Genomic DNA, 21,946 nt, shown 5'->3' with positions numbered 1-21,946 from the left:
GCAAAAGTTCTCCCCCTCCAGGCAAGTTTCCTGCGGGCTCTGATTTGGCACGCACGAAAAACGCAGCGCGGGATAAACCGGCTGCGCGAATAATCTTGTCATCGGTTCGCCGGCAAAAACCCAATCGCAGGTTCTGCATTGAAGCCGACACTGTCCCGTGCTTCTGGCAACTGACTATTGATCTTGGGCCTCTGGCAAAAGTTCCAATTATTTATAGCCGTGCTGAAGCGACATTGAGCAACCGCGTGCTGAAAAAGCCTGTTTCATCCTCGATACAGTCGCCTTTTCCCAAAACGACAGAAAAAAACGTCCGACGAAACGTCAAGCTTTTGTCGACACAGTAGTTTCACAATGCCATACGAGCTCGGCTATTGTGCCGCTCCACCCCTCTATATACTAGTGGGCTGTGTGGCTGTCTTGACTCGCCGATCCAGCTGTCTTGCGCCAACCCCGATCCGGGTCGCTTTGAGCGGAATCCTGAAATGAGCCAACAGTTTCAACACGATGTTCTGGTCATTGGCAGCGGCGCTGCCGGTTTGAGTCTCGCGCTGACCCTGCCGGGTCATTTGCGCATTGCCGTATTGAGCAAAGGTGATCTGGCCAACGGCTCGACTTATTGGGCCCAGGGCGGCGTCGCTGCCGTGCTGGACGATACCGATACTGTCGAATCCCACGTCGACGACACCCTGAATGCCGGCGGTGGTCTGTGCCATGAAGACGCGGTGCGTTTTACCGTCGAGCACAGCCGCGAAGCCATCCAGTGGCTGATCGACCAGGGGGTGCCGTTCACCCGCGACGAACAGTCCGGCACCGAAGACGGCGGTTTCGAATTCCACCTGACTCGCGAAGGCGGCCACAGCCATCGGCGCATCATCCATGCCGCCGACGCAACCGGCGCAGCGATTTTCACCACCCTCCTCGCCCAGGCCAGAGAGCGCAGCAACATCGAACTGCTGGAGCAGCGAGTTGCCGTTGATCTGATCACCGAACGCCGTCTGGGCATGAATGGCGAGCGCTGCCTCGGCGCCTATGTGCTGAATCGCGCGACCGGCGAAGTCGACACCTACGGCGCACGCTTCGTGATCCTCGCGTCCGGCGGCGCCGCCAAGGTCTACCTCTATACCAGTAACCCCGACGGCGCTTGCGGTGACGGCATCGCCATGGCCTGGCGCTCGGGCTGCCGAGTGGCGAACCTGGAATTCAACCAGTTCCACCCTACGTGCCTGTATCACCCGCAGGCCAAGAGTTTCCTGATCACTGAAGCCTTGCGTGGCGAAGGCGCGCACCTGAAGCTGCCCAACGGCGAACGGTTCATGCCGCGCTTCGACAAACGTGCCGAACTGGCGCCACGCGACATCGTCGCCCGCGCCATCGACCATGAAATGAAGCGCCTGGGCGTCGACTGCGTCTATCTCGACATCAGCCACAAGCCTGAAGCCTTCATCAAAAACCACTTCCCGACCGTCTACGAACGTTGCCTGGGTTTCGGCATCGACATCACCAAACAGCCGATCCCGGTCGTGCCGGCGGCGCACTACACCTGTGGTGGAGTAATGGTCGATCAGCATGGTCGTACCGACGTGCCGGGGCTGTACGCCATCGGCGAAACCAGCTTCACCGGCCTGCACGGGGCCAACCGCATGGCCAGCAACTCGCTGCTCGAATGCTTCGTTTATGCCCGCTCGGCGGCAGCGGACATCCTTGCACAATTGGATGAGGTCACCGCGCCAATCGCCCTGCCCGAGTGGGACGCCAGCCAGGTGACCGATTCCGACGAAGACGTGATCATCGCCCACAACTGGGACGAGCTGCGCCGCTTCATGTGGGACTACGTCGGCATCGTGCGCACCAACAAGCGCTTGCAACGAGCGCAGCACCGCGTGCGTCTGTTGCTGGACGAGATCGACGAGTTCTACAGTAACTATAAAGTCAGCCGCGACCTGATCGAGCTACGCAATCTGGCGCAAGTCGCCGAACTGATGATCTGCTCAGCCATGGAGCGCAAGGAAAGTCGCGGTCTGCATTACACCCTCGACTACCCGAACCTGCTGCCCGAGGCGCTCGACACTATTCTGGTGCCGCCCACCTACGCCGGCTGAACTTGAGCCGCACTCGCAGGCGTCGGTGCACATCCGCTGCCTGCGAGTCTCGCGGTACACAGATCGAGCGCACCCGCCGCTCCCCGCGCAAACGAAAGCGCAGCACCACGATCAACGGCAACGCCAGGCTGTCAGGGCGCAGCTGGACTGCTTGCCAGCCGCCCGCCTGATTCCACAATTGCCAGCCATCGGCATCGCGGCGCAATCGGCAAAAAGCCTGCGGATGCGTCAGCAGAATCTGCCGTGGCAACACCCACACGGCGTGCAGCAGACAGGCGAAAGCCCCGAGCAGACAGGCCCAGAGTGGAATCGACAGGAGAAACAACACACCCAGCGCGAACACCTGGGTCAACAGATACGCCGCCAGCAACTGCCGAGAGGCATGCCAGCGGCATTCGAACGTATTACTTGGGCTGAACACGGTCCAGGATCATCCGGACCATGCGCTGCAGCTCAGGGTCTTCGGACTCACTGCGCTCCATGAACCAGCCGAACATGTCCTGATCCTCACAGGTCAGCAGACGGACATACAAGTCGCGATCGACCTGGTTGAGGTGCGGATAAACCTCTTTCACGAACGGCACCAACAGCACGTCAAGTTCCAGCATGCCGCGGCGGCTGTGCCAGAAGAGGCGATTGAGTTCAACTTGTTCGACCATGGAGCCCTCCTCAAATAGGCGCGCAGTATACAGCCCCGGCGCGGGTCGCACAGTCGGCTTTGGTCGGGCACCACCGATCCTTTATCAACTACCCATTTCAACAACGCGCCCTTATGATGTGCCCCAGACTTTTTTACCCTGCGATGACCCATGGCCGATTCTGCTTTTTTCTGCACCCTGTCTCATGAAGGCGTACTCGCGGTTCGCGGCGTGGATGCCGGCAAATTCCTGCAAGGCCAATTGACCTGCAACATCAATTACCTCAGCGACAGCCAGGCCAGCCTGGGCGCGCGCTGCACGCAAAAAGGCCGGATGCAGTCGAGCTTCCGCATTCTGCTCGAAGGTGACGGCGTGCTGCTGGCAATGGCCAGTGAACTGCTGGAGCCGCAACTGGCGGATCTGAAAAAGTACGCGGTGTTCTCCAAATCCAAATTGACCGACGAAAGCGCCGCCTGGGTGCGTTTTGGCCTGGAGCACGGCGACGCCGCGTTGGCCAGCCTGGGTCTGAACCTGCCAGGCGAAACCGACGGCGTGGTGCGCAACGCAGGCCTGATCGCGATTCGCGTCTCGCCGGATCGCGCCGAACTCTGGGTACCGGCCGATCAAGCCGATGCCATCAAAGCCAAGTTGGCCACCGCCCTGCCTGAAGGCAAATTGAACCAATGGCTGCTGGGGCAGATTCGCGCCGGTATCGGTCAGGTCATGCCGACCACCCGCGAGTTGTTCATCCCGCAGATGCTCAACCTGCAGGCCGTCGGTGGCGTGAGTTTCAAGAAAGGTTGCTACACCGGCCAGGAAATCGTCGCGCGCATGCAGTACTTGGGCAAGCTCAAGCGTCGCCTCTATCGCGTAGAACTTGACGCGACTGAACTGCCAGAGCCGGGCACCCCGCTGTTCGCCCCAAGCCACAGCAGCGCCATCGGCGAAGTGGTGATTGCCGCCCGCGCCGCAGAAAAGATTGAACTGTTGGCGGTGTTGCAGGCCGAAGCTGCCGAAGCGGGTAATCTGCACCTGGGCGACCTCGAAGGGCCAGCCCTGCATTTGCTCGACCTGCCCTACGAACTGGATCGCGACCGCGAAATCCAGCGCTGATCGCAGCTTTTGTTGCAACACCCTAGAGAATCTACATGAGCGAGCTGGCGGATAAGGTCCAACAGGATTTGGTTGAGGCCATCGATAACGATGACCTGGTTCTGCCAACGTTACCGGAAGTGGCCCTGCAAATTCGCAAGGCCGCCGAAGACCCGGAGATCAGTGTCAGCGACCTGAGCAAAGTGATTGGCCGCGACACGGCGCTGTCGGCGCGCCTGATCAAAGTGGTCAACAGCCCGTTGCTGCGCGCGACCCAGGAAGTCACCGACCTGCACACCGCAATCACCCGACTGGGGGTGAACTACAGCAGCAACTTGGCGATCGGGCTGGTGATGGAACAGATCTTCCACGCCCGCTCCGAGGTGGTCGAACAGAAGATGCGCGAAGTCTGGCGCAAGAGCCTGGAGATCGCCGGCGTCAGCTACGCCCTGTGCCGTCGGCACACCCAACTCAAACCTGATCAGGCGGCGTTGGGCGGGCTGGTGCATCAGATCGGCGTACTGCCGATTCTGACCTATGCCGAAGATCACTACGAACTGCTGTCAGACCCGGTCAGCCTCAACCATGTGATCGACCACATTCACCCGCTGCTGGGCGACAAGCTGTTGCGGGTCTGGGAATTTCCCGAGCAACTGGTGGCGTTGCCGGGACTGTATCTGGATTTCAAACGCGACTCGGCACACCTTGATTACGTCGATCTGGTGCAGGTGGCGAGTCTGTATTGTCACAAGGACAGCGATCATCCGATTGCGCGGATTGACCCGCTCAGCGTGCCGGCGTTCAGGAAGCTTGGGATCGATCCGGAGAACAAGGAGTTGTGCGCGGATCTGGAAGAATCGCGGACGATGTTTTACTGATCCGGAACCGCGGCGCGGCCTTCGCGAGCAAGCCCGCTCCCACAGGGGATTTGTGTACGGCGTGGATTCCCTGTGGGAGCGGGCTTGCTCGCGAAGAGGCCCGCACCAAAACCACATTTATCCGGCAATAAAACTCACCCGGACCTTCAAACCGGCCTGCTCGCCATCGTGCAAGGTGATCTGCGCCAGATGCGCCCGGCAGATCTCTCCGACGATCGCCAGCCCCAACCCTGAGCCCGCAACCTGCTGATTGCGCCGATAGAAGCGTTCAAACACCCGATCACGCTCTTCCAGCGGAATCCCCGGCCCGTCATCTTCAACCTCAAGCACCGCCGGCGCCGCGACCCGCAGAATCACGTTGCCGCCCGGTGGCGTATGCGCCAGTGCGTTGTCCACCAGATTGCTCAGCAGCTCATTGAGCAACGTCGGCTCACCGCGCAGCCACACCGGCTCATCCGCCTCCAGAGCCAGCGCGACCCCGCGTGCATGAGCCAACGGCGCCATGGCCATGCCCAGCTCGCGAGCCAACTGACTCAGATCGAGCAGTTGCGCGCCGCCCTCGGCAATCGCCCGGGCACCGTTTTCCACCCGCGCCAGCGACAGCAGTTGATTGGCCAGATGGGTCAGGCGATCAGTGCTTTGCGCAGAGGATTCCAGGGTTGTGCGCCAGGTTTCCGCTTCAGTCGAACGCAGCCCAAGTTCCAGCCGCGCCTTCAACGCCGCCAGTGGCGTGCGCAGTTCGTGGGCGGCATCGGCGATGAACTGCGCCTGCCGCTCGAACTGCCCGCGCAAGCGTTCGGTGAAGTGATTGAGCGCGCGCACCAGCGGCCACAATTCATGTTGCACTTCCACCAGCGGCAGTGGCCGTAAATCATCGGGCTGACGCTCCTCCACCGCCGTGCGCAAACGCTCCAGCGGGCGCAGCGCGGCACTCACCGCAAACCACACCAGCAACAAGGCGCCGATCGCGAGCATGCCCAGACGCAGCAGCGTATCGGCCGCCAGACTGCGGGCCATGCTGACCCGCGCCTCGTCGGTTTCGGCGACGCGGATTTCCGCCATGCCGTTCATGTTCGGTTCGGTGACCGCTTTGAGCAGGCTGACCACGCGCACGTTCTGCCCGCGATAGGTCGCGTTATAGAAGCGCGCGAGCGCTGGATAATCGTCGGTTCTCGGCGTACCGGGTGGTGGTCCGGGCAGGTTTTCGTAGCCGGAAATCAGCTTCTGATGGATGTCGTTGACCTGGTAGTAAATCCGCCCGGCGCTGTCGTAAGCGAAGGTGTCCAGCGCCACGTAGGGCACGTCGGCGCTGAGGGTGCCGTCGCGCTGCGACAGGCCGGCGGCGATGGTCCGCGCCGAGGCCAGCAGGGTGCGGTCGTAGGCGGTGTCGGCGGCTTCGCGCCCGTTCCAGTACGCGCTCAGACCACTGGCGAGCATCAACACCACCAGCAACAACGCGAGGTTCCACAGCAACCGCCAACGCAGGCTGCTGGGCTTATGCATCGCGACTTTCCAGCAGGTAACCGAGGCCACGGAAGGTCACGATCGCCACCGGTTGGCCGTCGAGTTTCTTGCGCAGACGATGCACGTAGATTTCGATGGCATCGGGGCTGGCTTCTTCGTCGAGACCGAACACCTGTGCCGCCAGTTGCTCCTTGCTCATCACTCGTCCCGGGCGGGCGATCAACGCTTCGAGCACTGCCTGTTCGCGAGAGGTCAGGGTCAGCAGTTCTTCGCCGAGACTGAAGCGCCGGGTGTCGAGATCGTAGGCCAGCACGCCGCAGCGCTGCTGACGCTCGCCACCGAGCACACTGCGCCGCAACAGGGCTTTGACCCGGGCTTCGAGCTCGGTCAGTTCGAACGGTTTGGCCAGGTAATCGTCAGCGCCGAGATTCAAGCCGTGTACGCGGTCCTTCACATCGCTGCGCGCTGTCAGCATCAACACCGGCAGGTTCTTGCCACGTGCGCGCAGGCGCGCCAGCACCTCGAAACCGTCCATGCGCGGCAGGCCGACATCGAGGATCGCCATCGCGTATTCCTCGCTGCCCAGCGCCAGATCGGCGGCCACGCCATCGTGCAACACGTCCACGGTCAGACCGGTGCTCTTGAGCGCCTGGGCGACACTTTCGGCCAGTTGCAAATGGTCTTCGACGAGCAGAACACGCATGGATCTCTACCTCATTCAGGGATGGCCGACGCCACTCTTTGCCGCGGAGTTTACAGCCGCAACCGCCGCTGTGAAGCCCGAAACCCGCGAAATCCAGCTGAAAGGTTAGTGAAAGGTTAGCCCGTTAGAGTCCGGTCACGGACAGTTTCGACTGCCGTCGCTGCTGCCACACAGCGATACGAAAAACGCCTCGAAGCGTTTTCGACCAATAAGAACAATAAACGGAGTACACCCGCATGCCGTCCTTGCAGACCAAGGCTTCTACGCCTGTTCGTCCTTCTCGTTTGCGCCACGCCACCCTAGCCAGCACCGCTGCCCTCGCCGGTTTCTCACCGTTGAGCTACGCCGACTTCATCAAAGACAGTTCCGCCACCTTCGAAACCCGCAACATGTACTTCAACCGCGACTTTCGCGACGGCACCAGTGCCCAGCAAAGCAAGCGTGATGAATGGGCGCAGGGTTTCATGCTCAACCTGCAATCGGGTTACACCGACGGCACCGTGGGCTTCGGTGTCGATGCGCTGGGCATGCTCGGGGTCAAACTTGATTCGAGCCCGGATCGTACCGGCACCGGCCTGTTGCCGACCCACGATGACGGGCGCGCGGCGAACGAATACTCGAAAGTCGGCCTGACCGGCAAAGTGAAAATCTCTGCCACCGAACTGAAAATCGGCAGCCTGATTCCCGAACTGCCGATCCTCAAACCGAATGACGGGCGCATCCTGCCGCAGACGTTCGAAGGTGGTTTGCTGACCTCCAAAGAGCTCAAGAACCTGACCTTCACCGGTGGGCGTCTGGAGAAAGCCAAGGATCGCGACAGCACCGATTTCGAGGACATCGCCCTCAACAACAAGAACAGCCGCTTCGCGGGTACCGTGGCCGGCAAGCATTTCGATTTTGCCGGCGTGGACTACAAGTTCACCGACAAGATCACCGGCAGTTACCACTTCGCCCAACTCGACGAAGTCTATAACCAGCACTTCTTCGGTCTGGTCGCCTCGCGGCCGATGGGCCCGGGCACCTTCGCCACCGACCTGCGCTTTGCGGTCAGTGACGATCAGGGCGCGGCCCGTGGTGGCGAGATCGACAACCGCTCGCTCAACGGTCTGGTCAGCTACGCCCTGAGCGGCCACAAGTTCAGCGCCGGTTATCAGCACATGTCCGGCGACAGCGCGTTCCCCTATGTCGATGGCAGCGACCCGTACCTGGTCAACTTCGTGCAGATCAACGACTTCGCCGGCGCCGAAGAACGCTCCTGGCAGGCGCGTTACGACTTCGACTTTGCCCGCCTCGGCATCCCCGGCCTGTCGTTCATGAGCCGTTACCTGAGCGGTGACAACATCAAGCTCAAGAATGGCGAAGAAGGCAAAGAGTGGGAGCGCAACACCGAGATCAAATATGTAGTACAAAGCGGCGCCCTGAAGGACGTTGCCGTACGCCTGCGTAATGCCACCTACCGTTCCAACTACTCCGCTCGCGATGCCGATGAAGTGCGTCTGCTGGTGAGCTATAGCGTTGCCCTTTGGTAATTCAGTACGTCCATAACAACAACTCCCAAGGAGACATAGATGAACTTATCACTGCGTAAAGTTGCTCTGGCCGCTGGCGTCATGCTGTTCGCCGGCCAATTGATGGCCGAACCGAAACGTCCGGAATGCATCGCCCCGGCTTCCCCCGGCGGAGGTTTCGACCTGACCTGCAAACTGGCGCAGAGCGCGCTGGTCAACGAAAAACTGCTGACCAAACCGATGCGCGTGACCTACATGCCCGGCGGTGTCGGCGCAGTGGCGTACAACGCGGTCGTCGCCCAGCGCCCGGCCGATGCCGGCACGCTGGTGGCCTGGTCCAGCGGTTCGTTGCTGAACCTCGCGCAAGGCAAGTTCGGTCGTTTCGACGAGACCAACGTGCGCTGGCTGGCCGCCGTCGGCACCAGTTACGGCGCCATCGCGGTGAAGAGCGATTCGCCCTACAAGACCCTCGACGATCTGGTCAAAGCCCTGAAGAAAGATCCGAGCTCCGTGGTCATCGGTTCCGGCGGCACGGTCGGCAGCCAAGACTGGATGCAGACCGCACTGATCGCCAAGGCTGCCGGGATCAACCCGCGTGACCTGCGTTATGTCGCCCTCGAAGGTGGCGGCGAAATCGCCACCGCGCTGCTCGGCGGTCACATCCAGGTCGGCAGTACCGACATCTCCGACTCCATGCCGCACATCCAGAGCGGTGACATGCGTCTGCTCGCAGTGTTCGCCGACAAGCGCATCGACGAGCCGGAAATGAAAGACATCCCGACCGCGCGCGAGCAGGGCTACGACATCGTCTGGCCGGTGGTGCGTGGTTTCTACCTTGGGCCAAAAGTCAGCGACGAAGACTACGCCTGGTGGAAAGACGCCTTCGACAAACTGCTGGCCTCCGATGAGTTCGCCAAGCTGCGCGATCAGCGTGAACTGTTTCCGTTCGCCATGACCGGCCCGGAGCTGGACACCTACGTGAAGAAGCAGGTCGCGGACTACAAAGTGCTGGCCAAAGAGTTCGGCCTGATTCAGTGATCGTCTCTGTCTAGCGGCTGCGGCCTCGCGCATCGAGGCCTCGGCACAGGAGTTTCCCATGCTCTTACAACGCATTTTCGCCTCGGTGCTATTGCTGGCCTGCGTCGGCCTGGCGCTGATGGCGTGGCCGTATCAAGCGGCTTTTTCTTACGAACCGGTCGGCCCGCGCGCCTTTCCTCTGCTGATGCTCGGCCTGATGGGCGTGGCGCTGCTGTACATGGTGTTCCGCCCGGCACCGATCAAACACAGCGAAGACGAGCCACCGCTGGATCGCCAGACCCTGACCAAGATCGGCATCTGCGTGCTGTTGCTGCTGGTCTTCGCCGGCCTGTTCGAACCGCTGGGCTTCATCCTCAGCAGCATCCTGATCGGCATCCCGATGGCGCGCCTGTATGGCGGTCGCTGGCTACCGAGCATTGTGGTGACAACGTTGATGGCCATCGGTCTGTACCTGCTGTTCGACCGTCTGATGGACGTTCCACTGCCTCTGGGCCTGCTCGACGTTCTGGAGAACTGATATGGATACTCTCGGTTATTTGGGTCAGGGCTTCGGCGTCGCGCTGAGCCCGTACAACCTGGTCACGGCCTTGACCGGCACGCTGATCGGCACCGTGGTCGGGCTGTTGCCGGGCCTGGGTCCGATCAATGGCGTGGCCCTGCTGATCCCGATCGCCTTCGCCCTCGGCCTGCCACCGGAGTCGGCGCTGATTCTGCTGGCGGCGGTGTATCTGGGCTGCGAATACGGCGGGCGGATCAGCTCAATCCTGCTGAACATTCCGGGCGAAGCCTCCACCGTGATGACCACCCTCGACGGCTATCCGATGGCGCGTCAGGGTCTGGCCGGTGTCGCCCTGTCGCTGTCGGCATGGAGTTCGTTCATCGGTGCGTTCATCGCCACCTGCGGCATGGTGCTGTTCGCCCCGCTGCTGGCGAAATGGGCGATTGCCTTCGGTCCGGCGGAATACTTCGTGTTGATGGTGTTCGCGATTGTCTGCCTTGGCGGCATGGCCGGTGATCGACCGCTGAAGACTTTTATTGCGGCGCTGATCGGGCTGTTTCTGTCGACCGTGGGCATCGACGCCAACAGCGGTGTGTACCGTTTCACTGGCGACAACATTCACCTGACCGACGGCATCCAGTTCGTGGTGCTGGTACTGGGTCTGTTCTCGGTCAGTGAAATCCTCCTGCTGCTGGAAAAAACCCATCGTGGCCAGGAAGCGGTGAAAGCCACCGGACGCATGATGTTCAACTTCAAGGAAGCGGCGTCGGTGTTCGTGGTGAACATCCGTTGCGGCCTGCTGGGTTTCATCATGGGCGTGTTGCCGGGTGCCGGCGCAACGCTCGCCAGTGCCGTGGCCTACATGACCGAAAAACGCATCGCCGGTGCCGGCGGCAAATTCGGTCAGGGTGACGCCCGTGGCCTCGCTGCTCCGGAGACCGCAATCGGTGCTTCGGCGTGTGGCGCGCTGGTGCCGATGCTGACCCTCGGCGTACCCGGTTCGGGCACCACCGCCGTGATGATCGGCGCGTTGTCGCTGTACAACATCACCCCGGGGCCGCTGCTGTTCCAACAGCAACCGGACATCGTCTGGGGCCTGATCGCGTCGTTGTTCATCGCCAACATCATGCTGGTGATCCTCAACATCCCGATGATCCGCATCTTCACCCGCATCCTCGCCGTGCCGAACTGGGCACTGGTGCCGGTGATCGCGATCATCACCGGGATCGGCGTCTACGCCGTGCATGCGACCACCTTCGACTTGTTCCTGATGGTCGGCATCGGCATCTTCGGTTACATCCTGCGCAAACTGGATTTCCCGTTGTCGCCGGTGCTTCTGGGGTTCATTCTCGGCGGGCTGATGGAGCAGAACCTACGTCGTGCGCTGTCGATTTCCAACGGTGCGCTGGAAATCCTCTGGTCGAGCCCGATCACTTTCGGCGTGTGGATCCTGACCGCGATCATGTTGCTGATGCCGCTGCTGCGCATCTGGCGCAAGCGTTCGGCGGCGCAACGCGCCATCGCCGATGTCTGATCGGTCTTCCCTCAGAAGCTGGTGGGCTACCCCGCTGGTCGGTCTGCTTGGCGGTTTCATCGCCAGCCAGATCGGCTGGCCACTGCCATGGATGGTTGGCTCGTTACTGGCGATCATCCTCGTGCGCTGCCTGACCCCGTGGCAACTCACGGAAATCCCCGGCGGGCGTAAATGCGGCCAATGGATTGTCGGCATCGGCATCGGCCTGCACTTCACCCCGTTGGTGATGGAGCAGGTGCTGAGTCATTTCGGATTGATCTTCTTCGGTGCGCTGGTCACCAGCCTGTCGGCGGTGGTCGGAGTGTGGTTGATGCGCCGCACCGGCGAAGATCGCGCCACGGCGTTTTTCTCAAGCATGCCCGGCGGCTCCGGGGAGATGGTCAACCTCGGCGCGCGCAATGGCGCGCTGCTCAGCCATGTCGCCGCGGGGCAGAGTCTGCGGGTGCTGGTGGTGGTGCTGTGCGTGCCGGCCGCGTTCAAGTATCTGCTGGGCGACGGCACACCGATTTCCCACGCCGGCAACGTAGATTGGCGCTGGCTGGCGATTCTGTTTCCCACGGGCGCCCTGCTCGCCTGGCTCTGGCAGCGTTTGCGTCAGCCCAATCCGTGGCTGTTCGGGCCGCTGCTGGTCAGTGCCACGGTGAGCATTGCCTGGGATTTGCACATCGGCCTGCCGGACGGCGGCAGCCAGATCGGCCAGTGGCTGATCGGCAGCGGCCTGGGCTGTCACTTCAATCGTCAGTTCTTCCGCCGCGCGCCGTCATTCATGGGCCGTACGCTGATCGGCACGGCGCTGACCATGTTGATCGCCACATTGGCCGCGCTGGGTTTGAGTGCGCTGACCCATCTGGATCTGCGTTCGCTGACGTTGGGCATGATGCCCGGGGGGATTGCCGAGATGAGTCTGACGGCGGAGACCCTGCAACTGTCGGTGCCGCTAGTGACGGCGATGCAGGTGATGCGGCTGCTGTTTGTACTGTTTCTGGCGGAGCCGTTGTTCAAGTACTGGAACCGTAATCCCGAGTAATACCGCGCCGCCCTTTTCGCGAGCAGGCTCGCTCCCACAGGGTTTTGAGGTGTTCACACAATCTGTGGCAACCACAGGAACCTGTGGGAGCGAGCCTGCTCGCGAAGGGGCCCGCCCATTCAACCCATCAAATCGGCGGCAGACGCCACTCAATTGGCGCTTCGCCATTTTGCTCGAGAAACTTGTTGGTCCGGCTGAAATGCCCGCAACCGAGGAAGCCCCGATAAGCCGATAGCGGCGACGGATGCACCGAGGTCAGCACCAGGTGCTTGGTCGCATCGATCAGCTTCTGCTTGCTCTGCGCATGCGCGCCCCACAGCATGAACACCAGATGCGGCTGGCGTTCGCTGACCACCTCAATAATCCGGTCGGTGAAGAACTGCCAGCCCTTGTCCTTATGCGCGTTGGCATTGGCCCGCTCGACGGTCATGGTGGTGTTGAGCATCAGCACGCCCTGATCGGCCCAGCTCTGCAGGTAGCCGTGGTCGGGAATGTCGATGTTCAAGTCGCGCTTCAACTCTTTATAGATGTTGACCAGCGACGGCGGCGCCGGCACGCCCGGTTGCACCGAGAAGCACAAACCATGGGCCTGGCCCGGGCCGTGATACGGGTCCTGGCCGAGGATCACCACTTTGACTTTATCCAGCGGCGTCGAATTCAGCGCATTGAAAATCAGCGGTCCCGGCGGATAGATTTCCTTGCCGGCCGCCCGCTCCTGCTGCAGAAAATTGCGCAACTCTGCCATATAAGGCTGGTCGAATTCAGCACGCAGTGCCTCCTTCCAGCTCGGTTCGAGTTTGATACGGTCGTCAGCAGTCATGGTCATACCCGGCAAAAACAATGGGGCGAACCCTAGGAAAGCCGACCACGCTTGTCAATTGATCTGACACAGATCCGGCACTTTCCCACACAGCGATCATACTGAACGCTCAATTTCCCGATCGAGGTCACGATGAATCTGCACTTCGAAGAACTCACCGGCACCGACGGCGCCCGCCTCGGGATCGCCAGCCTGGATGCTGAAAAGTCGCTCAACGCGCTGTCCTTGCCGATGATCAATGCGCTGAGCGACAAACTGAACGCCTGGGCCAAGGATCCACAAATCGTCTGCGTGCTGCTGCGCGGCAACGGCGCCAAGGCGTTCTGCGCCGGCGGCGAAGTGCGCAGCCTGGTGGAGGCCTGTCGCGCCCATCCCGGCGAAGTCCCGCCACTCGCTGCGCAGTTTTTCGCCGCCGAATATCGCCTGGACTACAGCCTGCACACCTACCCCAAACCGCTGATCTGCTGGGGCCACGGTTACGTGCTCGGCGGCGGCATGGGCCTGTTGCAAGGCGCCAGCACGCGGATCGTCACGCCGAGCAGTCGCCTGGCGATGCCGGAGATCACCATCGGTCTGTATCCGGACGTCGGGGCCAGTTGGTTTTTGTCACGGTTGCCGGGCAAGCTCGGCTTGTTCCTCGGTCTGACGGGTGCACATATGAATGGCCGCGATGCGATCGATCTGGATCTGGCCGACCGTTTCCTGCTTGAAGAGCAGCAACCGCAGCTGATCGAAGGCCTGCTGCAACTCAACTGGCAGGAACAGACCGACATGCAGCTCAACAGTCTGTTCAAGGCCCTGCAACAGGAAGCCGTCGGGCAGATGCCCGAGGCGCAGTGGTTACCCCGCCGTCAGCGGATCGACGAACTGCTCGACGTCAGCGACGTCACCTGTGCCTGGAAAGCCATCAGCCTGCAACGCGACAGCAGCGACCCGCTGATCGCCCGCGCCGCGAAAACCCTGAGCGAAGGCTCGCCGCTGACCGCGCATCTGGTCTGGGAACAGATCCTCCGCGCCCGCTATCTGTCGCTGGCTGAAGTGTTTCAGATGGAATACACCCTGAGCCTCAACTGCTGCAGGCACCCGGAATTCAGCGAAGGGGTGCGGGCGCGATTGATCGACAAGGATCAGAAGCCGCACTGGCATTGGCCGGATATCAGCAATGTTCCGGATGCGGTGGTCGAGGCGCATTTTCACAAGGTCTGGGAAGGTCGGCATCCGTTGGCGGATCTGACGCAATACTGAACGCCCGGTAAATCGCAGGCACAAAAAAAGCGGCGCTCAATGCGCCGCTTTTTTGTTTGCGGATGATTACCAGCGACCGCCTCGCCCGCCGTGGTCACCGCGGTTACCGTGATGATCACGGCCGCCACGGTCACGATCCCAACCACCACCGCGGTGCCCGTCCCAGCGCCCGCGATCGTTGTCGTGCCAGCGGCGGCTCTCGTAGTAGCGCGGCGCTGGTTGGTAGTAGCGTGGCGCCGAGTAGTAACGCGGAGCCGGTTGGTAGTAACGCGGGGCCGCCTGATAGTAGCGCGGGGCCGAGTAATAGGTGCTGCCACCGCTGTAATAGGTGCCGCCAGTGTTGTAGTAAGCCGGAGCGGGTGAGGTGTAGACCTCCGAGCTGTAATAACTGTCTGCGTAGGAGTAGGGAGCGCAACCGGCAACGGAAAACATCATCGCAGCAAGTAGAAGAATTCGTCGATACATGGCGGCCTCCTGGACCGCGGGTAGCCACACCAGCGACGCTGGCAGGCATCAGTCGTTTATTCGGTGACTGACGAAACATCTGACAGCGTTTTCCGAATCTGGTGCGCTTCCGTAACAAGTTGAAACATGTGATTGATGAAATCCTGTTCATTTGGAAAACACTGTCATTCAGCCGCTGATCAGTGGTGCCCACCGTGATAGCCGCCGCCGTGATAACCGCGTCCGTAACCGCCGCGATAGCCGTAGCCGCCGTAGTAATAATGAGCACCGCCGTAGTAACGCGGTCCGTAATATCCGCCGTAGTAATAGGGCGAGTAGTAGCCGGGATAATAAGACGTGGCAGGATAAGCATCGTAGGGACCGGCATAGTAGTAACACCCGGACAGGCCTGAACCGAGCACCGCTCCCAGCAGCACTCGACTTAACAGTTTTGAAATACCCATGACGGCCTCCTGAAAGACCCACGGCCGCAGCAGGACAGCGCAGCCGACACAGTTTTTGACTGTCATGTCTGGGGCAAGTGCCGGGCGCGGAAAAGCTTCAGATCAGCGGTGTCAGTCACACTGCCCCCCTGTGGGAGCGAGCCTGCTCGCGAAGAAGGAGTGTCAGACGACATTTACGTTGGCCGACCCACCGCTTTCGCGAGCAGGCTCGCTCCCACAGTTAGCCTGCGTAATGTCCAGGAATACATCGGTGCCACCACCGTACATGCTGATGACACCTTGCATACCCTGCTGTCTCGGGCCGATCATGCGATGTAGCAGGCCAGACAAACTGGTCGTAACCGCAATTGCGTGGAAATGCCTTACTCGTCCTATGCCTGATTCCGACATCAAACCCGACCTCTGCCCGGCCTGTGGCGCGCGCAACGACTGCACCCTGGCCGACCCGCGCACTGCCGACCAGGCCTGCTGGTGCTTTGGCGTGAGCATCGATCCGGCAGTGCTTGAAGCCTTGCCCGCAGCGCTGCGCAATCAATCCTGTCTGTGCCCGCGCTGCGCGCAGGTCGAGGCGCAACTGCAAGCAGCGGCGCGGCCGATCCCGTAAGATACGCGCCCCTTTATCCGCCGATTCCTGACCATGCGCGTCGACCGTTTCCTCAGCAACCTGCCCCGCTATAACCGTCAGCAGGTTCGCCTGTTGCTGGTGGAAAAGCGCGTGCGGATCGACGGAAAAGTCGTCAGCGACCCGCACAGCGAAGTGCTGGAGTTCAGCCGCGTCGAAGTCGACGAAGAAGTCCTGCAACTCGGCAAACCGGCACGCTACTTCATGCTGCACAAGCCGCCGGGGTGCGTCAGTGCCACTCGCGATCCGCAGCACCCGACCGTGCTTGATCTGATCGATGAACCGGACAAAGACGACCTGCACATCGCCGGTCGCCTCGACTTCAACACCACCGGGCTGATGCTGATCACCAACGATGGCAGCTGGTCGCGACGCCTGACCCAACCGCAGACCAAACTGCCGAAGGTCTATTACGTCGAGACCGAACAGGAGATCGGGCCGCAATACGCGCTGACGTTTGCCGATGGCATCTACTTCGCCTTTGAAAACCTGACCACGCAACCGGCGCAACTCGAAGTGCTCGGCCCAAGAGCGGCGCGTCTGAGCATCGTCGAGGGTCGCTACCATCAGGTGAAGCGCATGTTTGGTCACTTCAACAACAAAGTCTTGTGCTTGCATCGCGAATCCATGGGCCCGCTGTCGCTGGATAACGCGCTAAAACCGGGCGAGTACCGCGCTTTGCGCACCGAAGAGATCCATTTGTTCTAAGCCGGCGACCGCTCAGCAGAAGTTGTCGAACAATTTACCAACGGCACTTGCGCGATCCCCATCCCACTGCTTGAATCAGGACGTCGGCCAAATTGTGACCGATGAGTCACCACATACTTCCAAGAAACTTTTTGCCGGTCGTCAGCCCCTTGGGTTGCGCCTCAGCCGGCAGACTGCCCGCCAATAACAACACCCGTCGACCGCAGTCATGGATCGACATGGGCCAAGCAAATTCCAGGCGTATGCCTACCTGTCACAAAGCTCGTGCAATCTCTATTTGCGCGCATACCCGCTTGCTTGCCAGGAGTCTTATGACATGAGGCCAGAAATCGCTGTGCTGGATATACAGGGTCAGTATCGGGTTTACACGGAGTTCTATCGCGCAGACGCCGCAGAAAAGACCATCATCCTGGTCAACGGCTCGATGGCCACGACTGCGTCGTTTGCACAGACTGTGAAAAACCTGCACCCGCAATTCAACGTGGTTTGCTACGACCAGCCCTACGCGGGCCGGTCGAAAATCCACAACCGTCACGAGAAACATCTGACCAAGGAAGTCGAAGGGCAGATCCTGCTGGAGCTGATCGACCACTTCGGCGCCGAACACGTGCTGTCGTTTTCCTGGGGCGGCGCAGCCACCCTGGTTGCCCTGGCCCATCAGCCGCGGCGTATCGAGAAAGCCGTGATCAGCTCGTTCTCGCCGGTGATCAACGCACACATGCTTGATTACCTGGAGCGCGGTGTCGATTACCTCGGCCAGCGCGATGGCGACCGCGTCGGGCACCTGGTCAACAGCACTATCGGCAAACACCTGCCGTCACTGTTCAAGCGCTTCAACTATCGCCACGTCAGCAGCCTGGCCGAACACGAATACGGGCAGATGCACTTCCACATCAGTGACGTGCTGCACAGCGATCGCCAGTGCTATTTGAATGCGGCGAAAAAGATCAACGTGCCGGTGCTGTTTCTCAACGGCGAATGGGATGAATACACCGCCGCCGAAGACGCCCGGATATTCGGCAACCATGTGGCGCACAGCACCTTCACCACGCTGCAGGCCACCGGCCACTTCCTCGACATGGAGCACAAGGCTGCATGCCGCGATAGCCAGAACGCCCTGCTGGGTTTCCTGAAACCCTCACCGCAGTCGAGCCGAACGCGCTACGCGTTCGTCCAGGATCACCATGCATTGGCCATTTGAAAAAGCGTCGTCGCGAGCGAGTCTGTGGGGCTGAAAAACCAGCATTGATTGCCCTGCAGATTTGCCCGCGAATGACCGTTTTCAATGCTGTAACGCGCTGCGAGCAAAAGAAAAACTTCAAATCTGCGCCCGACTCTGGTACAAAGTCAGCCGCTCTGAGCGGGTATAGTTTAGTGGCAAAACGAAAGCTTCCCAAGCTTTAGTTGAGGGTTCGATTCCCTCTACCCGCTCCACTCATTCAGGTCTCACGTCGTGTTATGACGGGGGATGCAGGAACAGAAAAACCGGCCTACAGGGCCGGTTTTTTTGTGTCCGGGATTTTGTGGGAAGGCACCATGAATGATGATTCTCCTGATTCGGACCTCTCCTCAACCAAATTTGAATAATTCCATTTTTCTGTGGGTTATTGCGATTTTTAAAAGATAAGCCACAATAAACAGGAATAACGCATGGATGACAATTTCCTGGATAAATCCAGAATTACCGGGTTTAAAGTAGCTTTTGAGGTGTAAGACCCATTATGTTGGATTTGAGCCTTAGCAAGCCAAGTGAGATCGTCAAGCGGATCTGTGAACGCCTGCGCACTGATCGACTCGCTCTGGAGATGACACAAGCAGATGTGGCCGCACGTGCCGGCATCGGAACCAACACGGTATCCAATCTTGAGGCCGGGCGTAATGTGGGCTTCGAAAATCTGGTGCGCGTCGCCATGGTACTTGGACGCAGCAAGGAACTCGAAAATCTGTTCCTGCCAAAGCTTGAAACTCTGGACGACATCCTGCGCTACGAAAACAGCGCCAAGCGTCAACGCATCAAAAGGAAATCCGAAAATGCTTGAGCGAGTGGACGTCTACTACGAAGGCTGGGGTGAACATTGGCAGTGGGGCACGCTGGCTTCCACCACAGCTCTGACCGGTCGGCCGCTGGTCGTGTTTGAGTACAGCGACGAAGCGAAAAAAAGAGGACTCGAACTTTCGTCCCTGAAACTTCCTTTACAAGGCGCAAAATTAAGCCGGGATTTCCCGCAACATCAGTTGGGATTGCCAGGCCCCGTCTATGACTCGCTGCCCGACGGTTGGGGCATGCTGCTGATGGATCGTCTATTCAAACGTCGCGGCCTGAATCCCGCACGCATCGGCCCCTTGGAGCGACTGGCCTACATTGGCAACAATGCCATGGGCGCCATGTCGTTCAAGCCTGTGGCGCCTGAGGTGCTAGAACCGCAGATGCATGTTCCCATTGAATTGCTTGCAGCCGAAGTGCAGCAAGTGCTCAAAGGTGAAGGGGGTGAGCTTCTTCAGAAGTTGTTGCTGGTGGGAGGATCTCCGCAAGGTGCCAGACCAAAAGCTCTGGTCTATCGCGATCCTGATACCGGGACGTTCACCACTGCCGCCACTCCGGATTTTGAAGCATGGCTGGTGAAGTTCCCGGCCCAGCACGAACACCCCGAAGTGTGCGCTATCGAAATGGTCTATGCCGAGTGCTTGCGCCTCTGCGGCATTCAAACACCAGACACGCAATACTTCAGTCTGTCAGACGGAATGGCTGCCTTCGCCAGCAAGCGCTTTGATCGACAGGAAGGGCTGCGCGTCCCCATGCAAAGTCTCGCTGCCTTTACCGGTGCAGATTTTCGATCTCCGGGGGCCTTGGACTACGTCAACTTCCTGCGCGCGACCCAAAGATGTACCAATGATGTCCGTGAAAAAGCACGGGCGTTCGAGCGTGCTGTTTTCAACGTTGCGTTCCACAACCGGGATGATCATCCCAAGAACTTCGCCTACACCATGTCGCGAACTGGCGATTGGAAATTAGCGCCGGCCTACGATGTGACCTTTTGCGAGGGGCCGGGTGGTTATCACCAGATGGATGTGATGGGCGAAGCGCTGGAAATCGACCGAAAAGCCATGCTTGAACTGGCAGAAGAAGCGGAGGTTGGTGCCTATGAGGCAGCAGTTATCATTGAGCGTTTTTGCGACGTATCCGGCCAATTCTCGACTATGGCAAATGATCTCTATCCTGGCGTGATCACTCAGGAAACCCTGCGTACCATTCAAAGTCGAATTGATCACAACATCACGCTGTTGCGATGACTGCATATTTCTTGCAGATCACACTTTTTGAAACCCTGAAGATTTTTTCGACATTACAGATCCACAACACACCGACGGTTCTCACCTTCCCCACGACCCGCTAGCATTTTCCCATCACCCACCACCCTCCCCCTGCGCGGCCATCGACGAATACGCGTTTTGACTTTCGAGGGACTCCATGGCGCGGCCTCTGTGCCGCTGATGACCGAACTCAAAAGAGCACTTCCCCCATGACGCAAAACATTTACGACGACCCCAAACTTTTTCACGGTTACAGCCAGATGAACCGTTCAATCGGCGGCCTCGATGCCGCGCCGGAGTGGCCGGCGCTCAAGGCGTTGCTGCCATCGATGCACGACTTGAACGTGGTCGACCTCGGCTGCGGCTATGGCTGGTTCAGCCGCTGGGCCAGTGAGCACGGCGCCGCCAATGTGCTGGGGCTGGATGTCTCGGAAAAGATGCTGGAGCGCGCGCGTGAAACCACTGCGGCGGCGAACATCCGCTATGAACGCGCCGATCTTGAACACATCGACCTGCCGACCTGCAGTTTCGATCTGGCCTACAGTTCGCTGGCGCTGCACTACATCAAGGATCTGGCTGGACTGTTCGCTCATCTGTACGCGGCGTTGAAACCGGGTTCGCATTTTGTGCTCTCCATCGAGCACCCGATCTTCATGGCCCCGCGCAATCCAGGCTGGCTGGTCGACAGCGATGGCCACAAGCGCTGGCCGCTGGACAGCTATCAGATGGAGGGCGAGCGGGTGACCCACTGGCTGGCCGACGGGGTGATCAAGCAGCACCGCACGATGGGCACGCTGTTGAATTCGTTGATCACGGCGGGCTTTGCCATTCGCCATGTCAATGAATGGGGGCCGAGCGATGCGGAGGTGGCGGCGCGACCAGCGCTGGCTGAAGAGCGGGAGCGGCCGATGATGTTGTTGGTGGCGGTGCAGCGCTAATCTGATCTGAGCAAACAATATGTGGTGAGGGGATTTATCCCCGATGGTTGCGTAGCAACCGCTTAAAGGGCCTGCTGCGCAGTCCATCGGGGATAAATCCCCTCACTACAGGTGGCTGAAGGCTGGCTTCAGCGAGTCGCGACGATGAACAGCCGCGGAAACGGCAACAGCACCGAACCATCCGGCAACGCCGGATACGCCTCGGAAACGGCCGCCAGATACTGCTGCAGATACTGCGCCTGCTCCTCTCCGCTCAGCGGGCTCAGAAACGGAATCAAGCCACTGCCCTTGAACCACTCCACGATCCCCGCCGCTCCACCGGACAACTGATGGTGATAGGTAGTACGCCACACATCGACCCGCGAACAGTGCGGACGCAACATCGCGAAGTATTCTCTGGCACTCGCCATGTCGGTGCGCTGTCCGGCGGCGCCTGCCAGTTTCGCGGCCCACGGGCCGTTGGCGGCAACTTCGCGCATCAGTCGATGGGAAGGTTCGTTGAGGTTGTCCGGCATCTGGATCGCCAGACTGCCACCGTCCGAAAGTTTAGCCGCCAACGCCGGCAGCAACGTCGCGTGATCCGGCACCCACTGCAACACAGCGTTGGCGAAGATCACATCGAACGGCCCTTGATCCGCCCAACTATCGATTTCCGCGACTTCGAACTGTAACTGCGGCAGCCGCTTGAGCGCCGCGTCAATCATGTCCGCCGAGCTGTCCAGGCCCCGGACCTGCGCCTGCTCAAAACGCTGCACCAGCAGCTCGGTGGAGTTACCCGGACCGCAACCGATATCGACCACCGATCGCGCCTGAACCGTGGGAATCGCCGCCAGCAGATCACGGGCCGGGCGAGTGCGTTCATCTTCGAAAGCGACGTATTGTCTGGCGGACCAACTCATTGCGTTCTCCTGTC

General features: G+C 60.2%; 23 protein-coding genes and 1 tRNA gene. 16 read left to right on the top strand and 8 right to left on the bottom strand.

The window, feature by feature from the left end:
* Positions 1–482 precede the first annotated feature (482 nt).
* Positions 483–2,099, top strand: a complete 1,617-nt coding sequence (nadB, locus tag ACM6I7_RS23655) for an L-aspartate oxidase (RefSeq protein ID WP_414889383.1) — start codon at positions 483–485, stop codon at positions 2,097–2,099.
* Here the strand turns inward: nadB and ACM6I7_RS23650 are convergent.
* Positions 2,068–2,520, bottom strand: a complete 453-nt coding sequence (locus ACM6I7_RS23650; protein WP_414889382.1) for a protein YgfX — start codon at positions 2,518–2,520, stop codon at positions 2,068–2,070. The genes nadB and ACM6I7_RS23650 overlap by 32 nt on opposite strands.
* On the bottom strand, positions 2,504–2,758 hold the full coding sequence (locus ACM6I7_RS23645) for a succinate dehydrogenase assembly factor 2 (protein ID WP_003222550.1): 255 nt from the start codon (positions 2,756–2,758) through the stop codon (positions 2,504–2,506). Before ACM6I7_RS23645 ends, ACM6I7_RS23650 begins: the two co-directional genes overlap by 17 nt.
* A gap of 150 nt (positions 2,759–2,908) precedes the next feature.
* On the opposite strand from ACM6I7_RS23645, the gene ACM6I7_RS23640 reads away from it, so the two are divergent.
* The gene (locus ACM6I7_RS23640) at positions 2,909–3,850 is read left to right on the top strand and encodes a YgfZ/GcvT domain-containing protein (RefSeq protein WP_414889381.1); all 942 of its coding nucleotides are present in this window, start codon (positions 2,909–2,911) and stop codon (positions 3,848–3,850) included.
* Positions 3,851–3,885: 35 nt separating this feature from the next.
* Positions 3,886–4,707: an HDOD domain-containing protein gene (locus ACM6I7_RS23635; protein WP_027614457.1), complete on the top strand. Its 822-nt coding sequence runs from the start codon at positions 3,886–3,888 to the stop codon at positions 4,705–4,707.
* A 117-nt stretch (positions 4,708–4,824) separates the two neighbouring features.
* Here the strand turns inward: ACM6I7_RS23635 and ACM6I7_RS23630 are convergent, their stop codons facing one another.
* A complete protein-coding gene (locus tag ACM6I7_RS23630) occupies positions 4,825–6,210 on the bottom strand; it encodes a sensor histidine kinase (protein ID WP_027614456.1) in 1,386 nt (461 codons plus the stop codon).
* Entirely contained in the window at positions 6,203–6,874 is a 672-nt protein-coding gene (locus tag ACM6I7_RS23625; RefSeq protein WP_003222545.1) for a response regulator, read from the bottom strand. Before ACM6I7_RS23625 ends, ACM6I7_RS23630 begins: the two co-directional genes overlap by 8 nt.
* Before the next feature lie 236 nt (positions 6,875–7,110).
* Between ACM6I7_RS23625 and ACM6I7_RS23620 the strand changes: the two genes are divergently transcribed.
* From ACM6I7_RS23620 to ACM6I7_RS23600, 5 genes are read left to right on the top strand one after another with little or no spacing between them, the layout of a single operon-like run.
* Positions 7,111–8,403, top strand: a complete 1,293-nt coding sequence (locus ACM6I7_RS23620; protein ID WP_027614455.1) for an OprD family porin — start codon at positions 7,111–7,113, stop codon at positions 8,401–8,403.
* Positions 8,404–8,442: 39 nt separating this feature from the next.
* Positions 8,443–9,420, top strand: coding sequence for a Bug family tripartite tricarboxylate transporter substrate binding protein (locus tag ACM6I7_RS23615; RefSeq protein ID WP_027614454.1), 978 nt, complete (start codon positions 8,443–8,445; stop codon positions 9,418–9,420).
* A gap of 58 nt (positions 9,421–9,478) precedes the next feature.
* Complete coding sequence (locus ACM6I7_RS23610) at positions 9,479–9,937, top strand: tripartite tricarboxylate transporter TctB family protein (protein WP_103519697.1); 459 nt, start codon at positions 9,479–9,481, stop codon at positions 9,935–9,937.
* Position 9,938: 1 nt separating this feature from the next.
* A complete protein-coding gene (locus tag ACM6I7_RS23605) occupies positions 9,939–11,453 on the top strand; it encodes a tripartite tricarboxylate transporter permease (protein ID WP_027614452.1) in 1,515 nt (504 codons plus the stop codon).
* A complete protein-coding gene (locus ACM6I7_RS23600; protein ID WP_027614451.1) occupies positions 11,446–12,480 on the top strand; it encodes an AbrB family transcriptional regulator in 1,035 nt (344 codons plus the stop codon). The genes ACM6I7_RS23605 and ACM6I7_RS23600 overlap by 8 nt, the downstream gene beginning before the upstream one ends.
* 127 nt (positions 12,481–12,607) lie before the next feature.
* On the opposite strand, the gene ung is transcribed toward ACM6I7_RS23600, so the two are convergent.
* On the bottom strand, positions 12,608–13,300 hold the full coding sequence (ung, locus tag ACM6I7_RS23595) for a uracil-DNA glycosylase (protein ID WP_150370443.1): 693 nt from the start codon (positions 13,298–13,300) through the stop codon (positions 12,608–12,610).
* 132 nt (positions 13,301–13,432) lie between these two features.
* Between ung and ACM6I7_RS23590 the strand changes: the two genes are divergently transcribed.
* Positions 13,433–14,545, top strand: coding sequence for an enoyl-CoA hydratase/isomerase family protein (locus ACM6I7_RS23590; RefSeq protein WP_150370442.1), 1,113 nt, complete (start codon positions 13,433–13,435; stop codon positions 14,543–14,545).
* 66 nt (positions 14,546–14,611) lie between these two features.
* Here ACM6I7_RS23590 and ACM6I7_RS23585 read toward each other — a convergent pair whose 3' ends face one another.
* Entirely contained in the window at positions 14,612–15,010 is a 399-nt protein-coding gene (locus tag ACM6I7_RS23585; RefSeq protein WP_007963255.1) for a hypothetical protein, read from the bottom strand.
* 179 nt (positions 15,011–15,189) lie between these two features.
* A complete protein-coding gene (locus ACM6I7_RS23580; protein WP_097086661.1) occupies positions 15,190–15,453 on the bottom strand; it encodes a hypothetical protein in 264 nt (87 codons plus the stop codon).
* Positions 15,454–15,826: 373 nt separating this feature from the next.
* Between ACM6I7_RS23580 and ACM6I7_RS23575 the strand changes: the two genes are divergently transcribed.
* From ACM6I7_RS23575 to ACM6I7_RS23545, 7 genes are all read left to right on the top strand, one after another.
* On the top strand, positions 15,827–16,057 hold the full coding sequence (locus ACM6I7_RS23575; protein ID WP_096796593.1) for a cysteine-rich CWC family protein: 231 nt from the start codon (positions 15,827–15,829) through the stop codon (positions 16,055–16,057).
* Between the two features lie 33 nt (positions 16,058–16,090).
* The gene (locus ACM6I7_RS23570; RefSeq protein ID WP_150370441.1) at positions 16,091–16,783 is read left to right on the top strand and encodes a pseudouridine synthase; all 693 of its coding nucleotides are present in this window, start codon (positions 16,091–16,093) and stop codon (positions 16,781–16,783) included.
* A gap of 316 nt (positions 16,784–17,099) precedes the next feature.
* Entirely contained in the window at positions 17,100–17,984 is an 885-nt protein-coding gene (locus ACM6I7_RS23565; protein ID WP_098967651.1) for an alpha/beta fold hydrolase, read from the top strand.
* A 159-nt stretch (positions 17,985–18,143) separates the two neighbouring features.
* A tRNA-Gly gene (locus tag ACM6I7_RS23560) sits at positions 18,144–18,217 on the top strand.
* A gap of 287 nt (positions 18,218–18,504) precedes the next feature.
* Positions 18,505–18,822 carry a helix-turn-helix domain-containing protein gene (locus tag ACM6I7_RS23555; protein WP_027614444.1) on the top strand — a complete coding sequence of 106 codons (318 nt, stop codon included), beginning with the start codon at positions 18,505–18,507 and terminating at the stop codon, positions 18,820–18,822.
* On the top strand, positions 18,815–20,074 hold the full coding sequence (locus ACM6I7_RS23550; RefSeq protein WP_414889380.1) for a type II toxin-antitoxin system HipA family toxin: 1,260 nt from the start codon (positions 18,815–18,817) through the stop codon (positions 20,072–20,074). Before ACM6I7_RS23555 ends, ACM6I7_RS23550 begins: the two co-directional genes overlap by 8 nt.
* A gap of 230 nt (positions 20,075–20,304) precedes the next feature.
* The gene (locus ACM6I7_RS23545) at positions 20,305–21,033 is read left to right on the top strand and encodes a class I SAM-dependent methyltransferase (protein WP_414889379.1); all 729 of its coding nucleotides are present in this window, start codon (positions 20,305–20,307) and stop codon (positions 21,031–21,033) included.
* Positions 21,034–21,161: 128 nt separating this feature from the next.
* Here ACM6I7_RS23545 and tam read toward each other — a convergent pair whose 3' ends face one another.
* Entirely contained in the window at positions 21,162–21,932 is a 771-nt protein-coding gene (tam, locus tag ACM6I7_RS23540; RefSeq protein ID WP_414889377.1) for a trans-aconitate 2-methyltransferase, read from the bottom strand.
* Positions 21,933–21,946: the final 14 nt, after the last annotated feature.

This window comes from Pseudomonas sp. IT-93MI4 (assembly GCF_949767635.1).
Taxonomy (GTDB): domain Bacteria; phylum Pseudomonadota; class Gammaproteobacteria; order Pseudomonadales; family Pseudomonadaceae; genus Aquipseudomonas; species Aquipseudomonas putida_A.
Note: the sequence above shows the minus strand (reverse complement) of the source record. Positions and strands in the feature narration are given on the sequence as shown.